Here is a 12541-nt window from a genome sequence, read left to right on the forward strand (position 1 = left end):
ACCACCTCTATGATCGAGAATGCGTTCGCCCATCTGCCGGCACTGGAGCCGGGAACCGTCTGGCTCGTCGGTGCAGGGCCGGGCGATCCCGGGCTGTTGACGCTGCTGGCTGCCAAGGGGCTTTCGGAGGCCGATGTCGTCGTTCACGACGCACTGGTCAACGAGGAATGTCTGAAACTGGCAAGGCCGGATGCCATCCTCGAATATGCCGGAAAGCGCGGCGGCAAGCCGTCGGCCAAGCAGCGCGACATCTCGCTGCGGCTGGTGGAATTGGCGCGCTCCGGCAAGCGCGTGTTGCGGCTGAAGGGCGGCGATCCCTTCGTCTTCGGCCGCGGCGGTGAGGAGGCGCTGACGCTTGTCGAGCACAATGTTCCGTTCCGCATCGTGCCCGGCATTACCGCGGGGATCGGCGGGCTCGCCTATGCCGGCATTCCGGTGACGCACCGGGATATCAATCACGCGGTGACGTTCCTCACCGGGCATGATTCTTCGGGGATCGTGCCCGATGCAATCAACTGGGATGCTATCGGGCGGGGCTCGCCCGTGATTGTCATGTATATGGCGATGAAGCATATCGCGCAGATCAGTTCGTCGCTGATAGCGGCCGGGCGCAAGGCAGACGAACCCGTCGCCTTCGTCTGCAATGCGGCCACCAGCGGGCAGCAGGTGCTGGAAACCACGCTTGGCGAAGCCGCTGCTGCGGTCGATGCCTCCGGGCTGGAGCCGCCGGCGATCGTCGTCGTCGGCGAGGTGGTGCGGCTGCGTTCTTCGCTCGATTGGCTCGGCGCCCTAGGCGGACGCCGCCTTCAGCCCGATCCCTTCCGGCAGAGCGGAAAGGAGACGGCATGAGCGGCCTCCTGATCGCGGCACCGTCCTCCGGTTCGGGCAAAACGACGATCACGCTCGGGCTTCTGCGCGCGCTGCGCAATCGCGGCGTGGCGGTGGCGCCCGGCAAGGCGGGGCCTGATTATATCGATCCGGCCTTTCATGCGGCTGCGAGCGGGGCGCCCTGTCTCAATTTCGATCCCTGGGCAATGCGCCGCGAGCTGATTTCGGCCAATGCGGCGATCCATCGCCAGGGCGACCGCATTCTCGTCATCGAGGCGATGATGGGTCTCTTCGATGGCGCCGCCGACGGCAAGGGCACTGCGGCCGATCTTGCGGCGATGCTCGGGCTCTCCGTCGTGCTCGTCGTCGATGCCTCGCGCATGTCGCAGTCGGTCGCGCCGCTGGTCAGCGGCTTTGCGAGCTTCCGCGCCGATGTACGGATTGCCGGCGTCATCCTCAACAAGGTCGGCAGCGAGCGTCACGAGATGATGTTGCGCACGGCGCTCGACGCGATCCGCATGCCTGTCGTTGCCGTCATTCGCAGCGACAAGACTCTGGCGCTGCCGGAGCGGCATCTTGGCCTCGTTCAGGCCGGTGAGCATGCGAGCCTCGAAGCCTTCATCGATCATGCTGCCCAAGCCGTCTCGGACGAGTGCAATTTCGAATTCCTGCTGCGGATCGCCCGGCAGGGGCTGAACATCGCCTCGACCGCCAACATCAGGCGTCTGCCACCCCTGGGCAAGAGGATTGCCGTTGCGCGCGATATCGCCTTTGCATTCTGCTACGAACACATGCTGCTCGGCTGGCGCCGCCGCGGGGCGGAGATCTCCTTCTTCTCGCCGCTCGCCGACGAGGCGCCTGCGGCCGATGCCGATGCGATCTATCTGCCGGGCGGCTATCCCGAGCTGCATGCCGGAGAGATCGCGTCAGCTGTGAATTTCCGGCGCGGGATGCTGGATGCCGCCAAGAGCGGGACACGGATTTACGGCGAGTGCGGTGGATACATGACGCTGGGCGAGGGGCTTATCGATGCTGAAGGTGTCAGGCACGAAATGCTCGGCCTGCTGCCGCTGGTGACGAGCTATGAAAAACGCAGCCGCCATCTCGGCTATCGCCGCGTCCGGCCTGTCGATAGCGCCTTCTTCGAAGCGCCGATGACCGGGCATGAGTTTCACTATTCGACCGTCGTCTCGGAAGGCGATGCCGACCGGCTGTTTTCGGTGACCGATGCGCTCGGCACCGATCTCGGTCAGGCCGGGTTGCGGCGCGGGCAGGTGGCCGGGTCCTACATGCATATGATCGATCTCTCCGGGGAAACGGCATGAGCGGTCCGATCGTGCATGGCGGCGGGATCACCGCCGCCGCCGCCGAATTCGGCGGCAGGCCGGAGGACTGGCTCGACCTGTCGACCGGCATCAATCCCTGTCCTGTCGACTTGCCCGAGATACCGCAATCCGTGTGGCACCGGCTACCCGACCGGCATCTGCTGAATTCCGCCGTCGAAGCGGCGCGCGACTATTATCGCAGCGGCCCGCTCTCGCCGCTGCCGGCGCCCGGCACGCAGTCGGTCATCCAGCTGCTGCCGCGCCTCGTTGTGCCGGGAAGCCGCGTGGCGGTGGTATCGCCCACCTATGGTGAATACGAGAAGGCCTTTCGCAGCGCCGGATGCGAGGTGGATACCGTTTCCAGCCTTGATGAGATTGGTGACAGCACGATGCTGGCGGTCGCGGTCAATCCGAACAATCCGACCGCCAGGCTGCATGATCGCGACAGCATGATCCATCTGCATGATACGCTGAAGGCGAGGGGCGGTTATCTCATTGTCGATGAGGCCTTCGGCGACATCGCGCGCGGGGAAAGCCTTGTGCCATCGGCGGCCGAGCTCTCCAACCTGATCATCTTCCGGTCTTTCGGGAAGTTCTTCGGCCTTGCCGGTCTGCGCCTCGGCTTCGTCATCGCTCAAGACAGCCTGCGGGCGAAGTTCGAGGATTGGCTTGGTCCCTGGGCTGTCTCCGGCCCGGCTCTGTCGATCGCTACTGCATTGCTGCGCAGCGACCCCGCGCCGATCGCGGCCGGGATTGCCGAGCGGAATGCGGGGCTTGTCGTGGTGCTCGAGGCTGCAGGCTTGGCGGTCACCGGTAACGCAGCCTTGTTCACGCTTGTCGAAGACAAACACGCTGGCGATCTTTATAGGCATCTTTGCCGGCATCACATTCTGGTTCGCAGGTTCGACTACGCGCCGCACTGGCTGCGCTTCGGCCTCGGGCCAGACCGATCTGCGGACCGCAGGCTGGCGGCCGCACTGGAAAGCTTTGACGCATGACGATCGACGAACATCTGCTCGTACTTCTACTGGCTCTGCTTCTCGACCGGATCGCCGGCGATCCCGAGTGGCTCTGGTCGCGGGTGCCGCATCCGGTCGTGCTGTTCGGCAAGGCGATTTCCTATTTCGACCGCACCTATAATGGCGAGACGCTGACGCGGCCCGAGCGGCGGCTGAACGGAACGGCGTCGATTGCCTGCTTGCTGTTCGGCAGTGCGATCGCCGGATTGGTGCTGCACTGGTTCTTCAATCTCTTCGGCGTCATCGGCATCGTTCTGGAAGTGATCTGCGTCGCGGTCTTCCTGGCGCAGAAGAGCCTTGCCGATCACGTCTCCGATGTTGCGGACGCGCTTCGCTCGGAAGGGATTGCCGGTGGGCGCCGCGCCGTGTCGCGCATCGTTGGCCGCGACCCGGAGACGCTGGACGAGCCGGGTGTTTGTCGCGCGGCGATCGAGAGTCTCGCCGAAAACTTCTCCGACGGCGTCGTTGCGCCGGCGCTCTGGTATGCGGTGCTCGGCCTGCCGGGCCTCTTCATCTACAAGATACTGAATACGGCGGACTCGATGATCGGCCACAAATCCGACCGTTACATCGACTTCGGCTGGGCCTCCGCGCGGCTCGACGATATCGCCAACTGGCCGGCCGCGCGTCTTTCGATCCTGCTGATCGCTGCCGGTGCCTGGCTGCGCCGCGGCGCCCATGCCTGCAAAGAAGCCGTCCAAGTGGCGATCCGCGATGGCGGGCTGCACCGTTCGCCAAATTCCGGGCGGCCGGAAGCGGCGATGGCAGGCGCGCTCGATGTGCAGCTCGCCGGCCCGCGCGTCTATTCCGGCATCGTCGTCAGCGAGCCGATGATCAACGGCGCTGGACGCGATACGGCGACGATCCGAGACGTCGAGGATGGCGTTCTCGTGTTCAACGGCAGCTGCATGATCCTGGCGATCACTGTCTTCTTGGCCTTCCTGTTCTTCCTCTGACGGCGTTACCTGCTGTCTCAAAGTACCGTTTCTTGCAATGCTGCGTTATCTTTCCGATTACCAAGCGCCTTAAGTCAAAATAATCAGTATCTTTATAAGCTTCTTCTCACCGGTCCGGATCGCCAGTGTCCTGCCGAAGAGGGGAAGTCATGAAGACGTTTATGGCGGCTGCTGCCGCGTGCCTTTTACTGCAGTTTATTCCTGTAACCGCGAGTGCCGCCAATCTCGTTGCCAAGGTCAGCCTGGGATCGCAGACGATGACGGTGACGGAGAACGGTTTCGTCAAATATCGCTGGAAAGTATCGACTGCGCGGCGCGGCTATGTGACGCCCACGGGGTCGTGGAGCGCCAAGTGGCTGTCGCTCAATCACCGCTCGCGCAAATACGACAATGCGCCGATGCCCTATGCCGTGTTCTTCAACGGCGGCTATGCCGTTCATGCGACATTTGACCTCAAGCGGCTGGGCCGCCCGGCCTCGCATGGCTGCGTGCGGCTGCATCCTGACAATGCGGCGCAGTTCTTCTCCATGGCAAAGCAGGCGGGGCTTTCCAATACCCGCGTCGTCATCACGCAATAGCTGTTGCGGCAATCATCTGCTATCGAGGCCCGGGAAGGTGTTTCCGGGCCTTGCGCGCATTGCTGTTTCGGCAACAGTTGCCATGCAAATTTGAAACGTGCTTGAGCGAAAGCATTGGCTTTTGAAATGGATTTGCCTATGAGGGGGATAAATTCGTTGTTCAAAGAGGTAAGCGCGTGACCGCTACATTCGATAAAGTTGCCGACATCATTGCAGAAACCAGCGAGATCGACCGCGAGACGATTACGCCGGAGAGCCATACGATCGACGACCTCGGTATCGACAGCCTCGATTTCCTCGACATCGTCTTCGCGATCGACAAGGAATTCGGCATCAAGATTCCGCTCGAAAAGTGGACCCAGGAAGTGAACGAAGGCAAGGTTTCCACCGAAGAATACTTCGTGCTGAAGAACCTCTGTGCAAAGATCGACGAGCTGCGCGCCGCCAAGGCTTGAAGCAACACCGCCGTCTTTTTTATCCGCCCTGCCTCTGCAAACCGTAGCGGCCGGGCGGTTTTGTTCCTAACTAGGCGTAACCGGCGCGGCTTTTCGCGACGGGCCGGAGGATCCGATGCTGCTGGAATATTTCCAGATGATTGACCGCATCGAAGCGGTCGACCTTCAGAAGGGCGTGCTCAAGGCGCGTTCCGTGGTGCCTGCAAAGAGCCCCGTCTTCGAAGGTCATTTTCCTGGTATGCCGCTCGTTCCGGGCGTGCTTCTCATCGAAACCATGGCGCAGGCCTCGGGCATGCTGGTGCTGGCCGCGACCGATTTCGCCGCCATGCCGTTCCTGATGTCCGTCGACGGCGCCAAGATGCGCACTTTCGTCGAGCCCGAAGCGGTGCTCGACATCGAGGCGTTCCTGGAACATGACGGGTCCGGATTTGCCGTCACCAAGGCAAAGATTACCAGCGGCGGCAAAAAGGTCTGCGATGCGCAATTGAAGCTGCGCACCATGCCTTTCAGCGAAGTTCCGCTCGGCGATATCGTGAAGAAACGTGCTGGCGAAGTCGGCCTGATGGACGCGATCGCAGCGCAGGGAGTGAAGGAATGAGCAAGGCTCAGAATGATGTCGTCATCACCGGCGTCGGTATCCTGACCTGTCAGGGCGTCGGCAAGGACGCGCATGTCGCGTTGCTGACCGGCAATGGCGCGCCGCCCGTCATCGTCGAGACGGAAAAGTTCAAGCCCTATCCGGTGCATCCGCTGCCGGAGATCGACTGGTCGCAGCAGATCGCCAAGCGTGGCGACCAGCGCCAGATGGAAAACTGGCAGCGCATCGGCGTTTTCACCGCGGGCCTGGCGCTCGACGATGCCGGTTTCAAGGATGATGCGGAAGCCTGCGGCACGATGGACATGATCGTGGCGGCCGGCGGCGGCGAGCGCGACATCAATGTCGATACGCTGATCGTCGACGAGGGCATGAAGCGCAACGACCGCGAGCTGCTGTTGAACGAGAAGCTGACGACCGAACTGCGCCCGACGCTGTTCCTGGCGCAGCTGTCCAACCTGATGGCCGGCAATATCTCGATCGTCCACAAGGTCACCGGTTCGTCGCGTACCTTCATGGGCGAAGAGGCCTCCGGCATTTCCGCCGTCGAGACGGCCTTCTGGCGCATCAAGTCCGGCGAATCCACGCATGCGCTCGTCGGCGGCGGCTTTGCCGCCGAGCGCGAAGACATGCTGCTTCTGACCGAAGCGATTGGTGCCAATGCGCAGGGCGAATGGGCGCCCCTCTGGTCGCGTGAAGACGGTGCCGGCGGCGGTCTGATCTTCGGATCGGGCGGCGCCTTCCTGGTGCTCGAATCCCGCAAGCATGCCGAAGCGCGCGGCGCCCATATCTATGCGACCATCGATTCCATCGAGGGCGACCGCGGCAATCGCGCTGCCGGCAATTTCGAGAAGCGTCTCGAGCGTCTGCTGGAGCCGGCCTCGAAGCTTCCTGCCGAGGGCACGGTGGTGTTCTCAGGCGCGACCGGCATGCATGAGATCACGGCCCGCGAAAAGGCCGTTCTTGAGAATAAGCTGCCCAACGCTGCCATTCGCGGCTATTCCGGTGTTTCCGGCGTCACGCTCGAAGCCCAGTTCGGTCTCGGCCTTGCTTTCGCGGCCCTGGCCATCGGCGCCAAGGCCAAGGTGCCGGCATTCGATGCTGCGCATGAAAAGCCGATGAATGCGGCCGCCAAGGTTGCCGTCGTCACCACGGTCGGTCATCAGCGCGGCGAGGGCGTCGCCGTTCTTTCCGCGGAAGCGTGAGGAGTTTTCACATGACAGAAGCTGCTTACAAGGATCACCTCGGCCGCCCGATCGTTGCGGTCACCGGCATGGGCATCATCACCTCGCTGGGGCAGGGCCTGAAGGATAACTGGTCGGCGCTGACTTCAGGCACGTCCGGTATCCACAACATCACCCGTTTCCCGACCGAGGGGCTTTCGACCCGGATCGCCGGCACCGTTGATTTCATCGACATCCCGGTGCCGAACGCCGTCGAGCGCTCTTTTGCCTTCGCGCGCGAGACGACGATCGAGGCTCTCGCCGACGCCGACATTTCCGGCGATTTCAACGGCCCGCTGTTTCTTGCTGCGCCGCCGATCGAGCCGGAGTGGAGCGCCCGCTTCGAGCTTGCCGACCGTGCCCCGCCGTCCGATCATCCGGGCGACGCCTACGAGCGCTTCCTGGCGGCGATGCGCCAGCGCACCGATGCGTCCTTCCATGAGGCGGCCCTTTTCGGCGCGATCTCCGAGCGCCTTGCCGACCGTTTCGGCACGCGCGGCCTGCCGGTGACGCTGTCGACGGCCTGTGCCTCTGGCGCCACCGCGATCCAGCTCGGCATCGAAGCGATCCGCCAGGGCCGCACCGACCGCGCGCTTGCTGTTGCGACCGACGGGTCGCTCAGCGCCGAAGCGCTGATCCGTTTCTCGCTGCTTTCGGCTCTCTCGACCCAGAACGATCCGCCGACCAAGGCTTCCAAGCCGTTCAGCAAGGACCGCGACGGCTTCGTCATCGCCGAAGGGGCCGCGACGCTCGTGCTGGAATCGCTGGAATCGGCGATCGCCCGCGGCGCCAAGATTCTCGGTATCATGAAGGGTGCCGGCGAGAAGGCCGACAGCTTCCACCGCACCCGTTCGTCGCCTGACGGCGGCCCGGCGATCGCAACGATCCGGGCGGCTCTCGCCGATGCCGGTCTCGACGAAAGCGCCATCGGCTACATCAACGCCCATGGCACGTCGACGCCCGAGAACGACAAGATGGAATATGGCTCGATGCTTGCAGTCTTCGGCGAACGCATGGCCTCGATTCCGCTGTCGTCCAACAAGTCGATGATCGGCCATACGCTGACGGCTGCCGGTGCAGTCGAGGCCGTCTTCTCGTTCCAGACGATGCTGACGGGCACGCTGCCGCCGACCATCAACTACAACAACCCGGATCCGGCGATCGTTCTCGATGTCGTGCCGAACAAGAAGCGCGATCAGCAGGTTTCGGCCGTGCTGTCGAACTCCTTCGGTTTCGGCGGACAGAACGCCAGCCTTGTCATGGCGCTCGAACCGGCTTAATCGGTTCCGACAAAATTCAGAGATAAGGACGCCTGAAAGGCGAGAGGTTTTGCCATGCGCGCATTGCAATTGATCGACGACCGCAAACTGGAAACCGTGGACCTTCCGGAACCGGAGGCTCCCGGTGCCGGTGAGGTAACGCTGCGCGTGAAAGCCGTGGCTCTCAACCATATCGACGTCTGGGGCTGGCGCGGCATGGCTTTCGCCAAGCGCAAGATGCCGCTCGTCATCGGTGCGGAAGCCTCGGGCGTGGTCGAAACGATCGGTCCCGGCGTTGCAAATGTTCTGCCGGGTCAGCTGGTATCGATCTATGGCGCGCGCACCTGCGGCCTCTGCCGCCCGTGCCGCGAAGGCCGTGACAATCTCTGCGAACATGTCTCCGGCGTCCACGGTTTCCATCTCGATGGCTTCGCGCAGGAGAAGGTCAATCTTCCGGCGCGCCTGCTGGTCCCGGCACCTCCCGGTGTCGATGCTGTCGGCGCTGCGCTGGCGCCTGTGACCTTCGGTACCGTCGAGCACATGCTGTTCGACAATGCCAAGCTCGAACCGGGCGAGACGATCCTCGTCCATGCCGGCGGTTCCGGCATCGGCACGGCGGCCATCCAGCTTGCCAAGAAGATCGGCTGCACCGTGATCACCACCGTCGGTTCCGACGACAAGATCGAGAAGGCGAAGGCGCTCGGCGCCGATCACGTCATCAACTACCGCACCGACCGTTTCGAAGGCGTCGTGCGCAAGCTGACCAAGAAGAAGGGCGTCGACGTCGTCTTCGAACATGTCGGCAAGGACACCTGGGCTGGCTCGATGCTCTGCATGAAGCGCGGCGGCCGTCTCGTCACCTGCGGCTCGACCTCCGGCGTCTCCACTGACATGAACCTGATGATGCTGTTCCAGCAGCAGCTGAAGCTGCTCGGCTCGTTCGGTTGCCGCATGGAAAACATGGCCGACGCCATGCAGAAGATGGGCCGCGGTCTTGTGCATCCCGTCATTGATACGGAAGTCGGCTTCGACGATATCGACCGGGCGCTGGAGCGCATGGAATCGCGCCAGATCTTCGGCAAGATCATCCTGAAGATGGACTGATCTTGTGAAGCTTTTCATCACCCGGATCGTTCTGAAGCTCGAGCATTTCCGCCAGTGGCTGATCGCCCAGCTGATGTTCGGGTTTCTGAACTTCCTGAAGATCTTTCCGGCTGACGGCGCGATCCGCTTTGCAGACTGGCTGGTGCGCAAGATCGGCCCGCGTATACCGCGCCACAAGCTGATGCTCGTCAATCTGCGCAACGCCTTTCCGGAAAAGAGCGATGCCGAGATCGAAGAGATCGCGCTCGGCAGCTGGGGCAATATGGGCCGGCTGGCAGCCGAGTACGTCTTCCTCGACCGGCTGTTCGACTTCGACCCGGAGCGCAGCGAGCCGGGCCGCATCGAGGTGTCGGGGATCCCGCTGTTCCTCGATCTGCGCGACAATCCGCGCCCGTTCATCGTCTTTACCGGTCATACCGGCAATTTCGAGCTGCTGCCGGTCGCAGGGGCGGCCTTCGGTCTGCACGTGACCGTGCTATTTCGTCCGCCGAACAACCCCTACGTGGCGCAGAAGGTCTTCGATTTCCGCAGCGCGCGCATGGGCAAGCTGGTGCCGTCGCATGCCGGCTCCTCCTTCACGCTGGCGCGTCAGCTCGAAGCAGGGCAGGGCGTTGGCGTCCTCGTCGACCAGAAGTTCCGGAAGGGGCTGAAGACCAAGTTCTTCGGAATCGACGTCACCACCAATCCGCTGGTGCCGAAGCTCGTGCGCCAGTTCGATTGCGAGGTCTATCCGGCCCGCTGCATCCGCTTGCCAGGTAATCGCTACCGTCTGGAGATCGAGCCGAAGTTCGAAATCCCGCGCGACTCAAAGGGCAATCTCGACCTGACGGCCATGGCCCAGATGCTGAACGACAAGGTCGAATCCTGGGTCCGGCAGTATCCGGAGCAGTGGCTCTGGTACCACGACAGGTGGAAAATCAAAGGAAAAGTGCTCAACTAGCGCTTTTTACCCCTAAAATTCATATGTAAAAATATGACTGCCGTTTTCGTTGAATGTGAACGGTGTTCATGTTAATGCTCGCTACCAAGGCGAGTAGCCGGTTGGCACAGATCGAGAATCGACGGGCTGGCGGTGAAAACTGACATATGCTGGTTTCCCCTATGTATCAGGGGATTGGGGGGCATATTGCTGGAACTGCTGCAGGCATTCTCATCCCGTTGTGCGCAGATCGATGCCGCGATCCGCGCCGGCGACGATCGTCGAGTCTCAACCCTTGATAGCAGCGTCGACGATCTCATCGACGCGATAGTTAAGTATCAAGCTACGAATGTACTCGAGATCTACATGCAACTTCAGTTCGTGGTCTATCTGCTGGAGCAGAATGCCGACGACTGCGCAACGGTGACCAATCACGCGGCGACGCTGTCGCATCTTCTTGATCGCTATTTCGGCAATCCGGTGAAACGCCGCCTGCCGCAGGCGGCCGAGCGCATGCCGGAGCCGGAGGGCTATTTGCCCAATATGGACAACGGCAATTTCCTGAATTCGGCGATCCTCGAGACGCTGCCGGATCGTGTCGCGGTGCTGACGCGCGACTACCGCTATCTCTATTCGAACCCGGCGAACTGCGCCTATCTCGGCCGTAAGCCGATCGACATGATCGGCCGCCATGTCGCCGAGTTCATCGGGCCGGACCGCTTTGCCGAGACCAAGGCGAATTTCGACGCCTGCTTTGCCGGCGAGCGGCGCGAGTATAACTACCAGCGCGCTTCGGCCGAAGGCATGAAGCTGATCCGCTGCCGGATGTCGCCGCTGCGCGACAGTGGCGGGCGGGTGATCGGCGCGCTGGTGATGATGGAGAATGTCAGCGCGCCTGAGGCGGTGAAGGCTTGAAGCCTCGCGTCAATCGTTGAGACCCTTGCCGGCGAGGATCTGCGGCATCGCCTTCTCGATCCTGGATTCCCGGGTCTTGGCCTGTTTCGGCTGGGCGAAGTGCAGGAGATAGGCACGCTGCCGGCCGGGTGTCAGCGCTTCGAATGCCGTCTTCAGCGAAGGCGTGCTGTCGATTTTTGCCTGAAACTCCTCCGGTACGGCAAATTCATCCGTGCCCTTGAAATCGATCTTGGCGCCGGAGCGTTCGATCTCGGCGGCCTCGGCGACATAGGCTTTCAGCACATTCTCCATGCCCGAAATCTCCTCGGCGCTGGTGAAACGGATCTGCCGGGCGGCCTGGACGTTCTTGGTCTGCTGGATCAGCACGCCGGCCGTATCGCTCATCAGCGCGCCCTTGAAGAACAGCAGGGCGCAATAGTCCTTGAAGCCGTGGATCAGCACGATATTGGCGCCATTGAGCGTATAGCAGGGCTCGCCCCATTTCAGGTCTTCGCTCAGCCCGGTATCGAGGAGGATGCGGCGCAGGCGCGTGAATTCTTCCTGCCAGCTGTCACGGCGGCTGAAATAGGCGTCGACCTTGGGGGTGGTCACTGTTGCAGGCATGCTCAATCCTTGCTCCAGACCGCAAGCTCGTAGCCGTCGGGGTCGCCGAAATGAAAGCGGCGGCCGCCGGGGAAGGCGGTGATCGGCTTGACGATCTTGCCGCCGGCGCGCTCGACAGCTGTGAGCGATGCTTCGAGATCGTCCGCATAGAGAATGACCAGCGGGCCACCCGGCTGCGGCTTGCCCATTGTCGTGAAGCCGCCGGTCAGGCGACCATCGCCGAATTCGCAATATTCCGGTCCGTAGTCGGTGAAACTCCAGCCGAAAGCGGCGCCGTAGAACGCCTTGGAGGCGGCGATATCTGCAACGTTGAACTCGATATAGTCGATACGCAGGGTCGTCGGATTTCCAGCCATCTACTTCTCCATCAATGCCTTGAGCGCGTGCAGGTCTTTCTCGACATGGGCGGCGTCGGCGGCAAATTGCGCGTCGGTCATGCGGGGCTGCTTCAATAGCGTGAACATGACCTCGCAGCCATCGCCGTTCGGGACGATGCGCAGCGCATTGTAGACGCGAAGGCCGCTCTCGATGGTTACGGTATGATCGATGATGCCAAAGGGGTTTTCCGGCACGAAACTGACCCTGACAGTGCCGAGGACGCCGCGGGCGACCCAATCGTCGCCATCCCGGTCGAGGCCGGTTGCCAGGCCAGATGCCCAAAGCGGCATGTTTTCGGGCTTTCCGGCAAAATGGTAGACATCCTGCCAGTCGCGGTCGATCGAGCAATGCACGATCTTCGCGGTCATCGTCGTCATAATGGCC

At 62.4% G+C, this 12541-nt stretch carries 15 protein-coding genes; 12 read left to right on the forward strand and 3 right to left on the reverse strand.

Annotated elements, in window-relative coordinates:
- Nucleotides 1-9 precede the first annotated feature (9 nt).
- The 12 genes from cobA (at nucleotide 10) to ACODR6_RS22115 (ending at nucleotide 11176) form a co-directional block, all read left to right on the forward strand.
- Nucleotides 10-849 (forward strand): uroporphyrinogen-III C-methyltransferase, encoded by an 840-nt coding sequence (gene cobA / locus ACODR6_RS22060; protein WP_203428665.1) that lies wholly within the window; start codon nucleotides 10-12, stop codon nucleotides 847-849.
- Nucleotides 846-2153: a cobyrinic acid a,c-diamide synthase CobB gene (locus tag ACODR6_RS22065; RefSeq protein WP_489024492.1), complete on the forward strand. Its 1308-nt coding sequence runs from the start codon at nucleotides 846-848 to the stop codon at nucleotides 2151-2153. The genes cobA and ACODR6_RS22065 overlap by 4 nt, the downstream gene beginning before the upstream one ends.
- A complete protein-coding gene (gene cobD / locus ACODR6_RS22070; protein WP_489024494.1) occupies nucleotides 2150-3151 on the forward strand; it encodes a threonine-phosphate decarboxylase CobD in 1002 nt (333 codons plus the stop codon). Before ACODR6_RS22065 ends, cobD begins: the two co-directional genes overlap by 4 nt.
- The gene (gene cbiB / locus ACODR6_RS22075) at nucleotides 3148-4128 is read left to right on the forward strand and encodes an adenosylcobinamide-phosphate synthase CbiB (protein WP_489024496.1); all 981 of its coding nucleotides are present in this window, start codon (nucleotides 3148-3150) and stop codon (nucleotides 4126-4128) included. Before cobD ends, cbiB begins: the two co-directional genes overlap by 4 nt.
- Before the next feature lie 149 nt (nucleotides 4129-4277).
- Nucleotides 4278-4706, forward strand: a complete 429-nt coding sequence (locus ACODR6_RS22080) for a L,D-transpeptidase (protein ID WP_489024498.1) — start codon at nucleotides 4278-4280, stop codon at nucleotides 4704-4706.
- Between the two features lie 176 nt (nucleotides 4707-4882).
- A complete protein-coding gene (locus ACODR6_RS22085; protein WP_027513277.1) occupies nucleotides 4883-5161 on the forward strand; it encodes an acyl carrier protein in 279 nt (92 codons plus the stop codon).
- Between the two features lie 115 nt (nucleotides 5162-5276).
- Entirely contained in the window at nucleotides 5277-5759 is a 483-nt protein-coding gene (locus ACODR6_RS22090; protein ID WP_112715199.1) for a 3-hydroxyacyl-ACP dehydratase FabZ family protein, read from the forward strand.
- On the forward strand, nucleotides 5756-6961 hold the full coding sequence (locus ACODR6_RS22095) for a beta-ketoacyl-ACP synthase (protein ID WP_489024501.1): 1206 nt from the start codon (nucleotides 5756-5758) through the stop codon (nucleotides 6959-6961). The genes ACODR6_RS22090 and ACODR6_RS22095 overlap by 4 nt, the downstream gene beginning before the upstream one ends.
- Before the next feature lie 11 nt (nucleotides 6962-6972).
- The gene (locus tag ACODR6_RS22100; protein WP_112715195.1) at nucleotides 6973-8259 is read left to right on the forward strand and encodes a beta-ketoacyl-ACP synthase; all 1287 of its coding nucleotides are present in this window, start codon (nucleotides 6973-6975) and stop codon (nucleotides 8257-8259) included.
- A gap of 54 nt (nucleotides 8260-8313) precedes the next feature.
- A complete protein-coding gene (locus tag ACODR6_RS22105) occupies nucleotides 8314-9342 on the forward strand; it encodes a zinc-binding dehydrogenase (protein WP_112715193.1) in 1029 nt (342 codons plus the stop codon).
- 4 nt (nucleotides 9343-9346) lie between these two features.
- On the forward strand, nucleotides 9347-10282 hold the full coding sequence (locus ACODR6_RS22110; RefSeq protein WP_489024504.1) for a lipid A biosynthesis lauroyl acyltransferase: 936 nt from the start codon (nucleotides 9347-9349) through the stop codon (nucleotides 10280-10282).
- A 186-nt stretch (nucleotides 10283-10468) separates the two neighbouring features.
- Nucleotides 10469-11176 (forward strand): PAS domain-containing protein, encoded by a 708-nt coding sequence (locus ACODR6_RS22115; RefSeq protein ID WP_112715189.1) that lies wholly within the window; start codon nucleotides 10469-10471, stop codon nucleotides 11174-11176.
- Between the two features lie 9 nt (nucleotides 11177-11185).
- Here the strand turns inward: ACODR6_RS22115 and ACODR6_RS22120 are convergent, their stop codons facing one another.
- The 3 genes from ACODR6_RS22120 to ACODR6_RS22130 are packed head-to-tail and all read right to left on the reverse strand — an operon-like array spanning nucleotide 11186 to nucleotide 12534.
- Nucleotides 11186-11779 (reverse strand): YdeI/OmpD-associated family protein, encoded by a 594-nt coding sequence (locus ACODR6_RS22120; protein WP_489024507.1) that lies wholly within the window; start codon nucleotides 11777-11779, stop codon nucleotides 11186-11188.
- A gap of 2 nt (nucleotides 11780-11781) precedes the next feature.
- Nucleotides 11782-12135, reverse strand: a complete 354-nt coding sequence (locus tag ACODR6_RS22125) for a VOC family protein (protein ID WP_130278105.1) — start codon at nucleotides 12133-12135, stop codon at nucleotides 11782-11784.
- The gene (locus ACODR6_RS22130; protein WP_489024509.1) at nucleotides 12136-12534 is read right to left on the reverse strand and encodes an SRPBCC family protein; all 399 of its coding nucleotides are present in this window, start codon (nucleotides 12532-12534) and stop codon (nucleotides 12136-12138) included.
- Between the last annotated feature and the right edge of the window lie 7 nt (nucleotides 12535-12541).

The sequence above is a fragment of the Rhizobium sp. FG96 genome (assembly GCF_057808655.1).

Bases quoted from the DNA above. Each gene is read 5' to 3' on its own strand.
- ACODR6_RS22090 (WP_112715199.1), top strand. From the start codon at position 5,277: ATGCTGCTGGAATATTTCCAGATGATTGACCGCATCGAAGCGGTCGAC.
- ACODR6_RS22130 (WP_489024509.1), bottom strand. From the start codon at position 12,534: ATGACGACGATGACCGCGAAGATCGTGCATTGCTCGATCGACCGCGAC.
- ACODR6_RS22065 (WP_489024492.1), top strand. From the start codon at position 846: ATGAGCGGCCTCCTGATCGCGGCACCGTCCTCCGGTTCGGGCAAAACG.
- cobD (WP_489024494.1), top strand. From the start codon at position 2,150: ATGAGCGGTCCGATCGTGCATGGCGGCGGGATCACCGCCGCCGCCGCC.
- ACODR6_RS22105 (WP_112715193.1), top strand. From the start codon at position 8,314: ATGCGCGCATTGCAATTGATCGACGACCGCAAACTGGAAACCGTGGAC.
- ACODR6_RS22100 (WP_112715195.1), top strand. From the start codon at position 6,973: ATGACAGAAGCTGCTTACAAGGATCACCTCGGCCGCCCGATCGTTGCG.
- ACODR6_RS22095 (WP_489024501.1), top strand. From the start codon at position 5,756: ATGAGCAAGGCTCAGAATGATGTCGTCATCACCGGCGTCGGTATCCTG.
- cobA (WP_203428665.1), top strand. From the start codon at position 10: ATGATCGAGAATGCGTTCGCCCATCTGCCGGCACTGGAGCCGGGAACC.
- ACODR6_RS22080 (WP_489024498.1), top strand. From the start codon at position 4,278: ATGAAGACGTTTATGGCGGCTGCTGCCGCGTGCCTTTTACTGCAGTTT.
- cbiB (WP_489024496.1), top strand. From the start codon at position 3,148: ATGACGATCGACGAACATCTGCTCGTACTTCTACTGGCTCTGCTTCTC.
- ACODR6_RS22120 (WP_489024507.1), bottom strand. From the start codon at position 11,779: ATGCCTGCAACAGTGACCACCCCCAAGGTCGACGCCTATTTCAGCCGC.
- ACODR6_RS22125 (WP_130278105.1), bottom strand. From the start codon at position 12,135: ATGGCTGGAAATCCGACGACCCTGCGTATCGACTATATCGAGTTCAAC.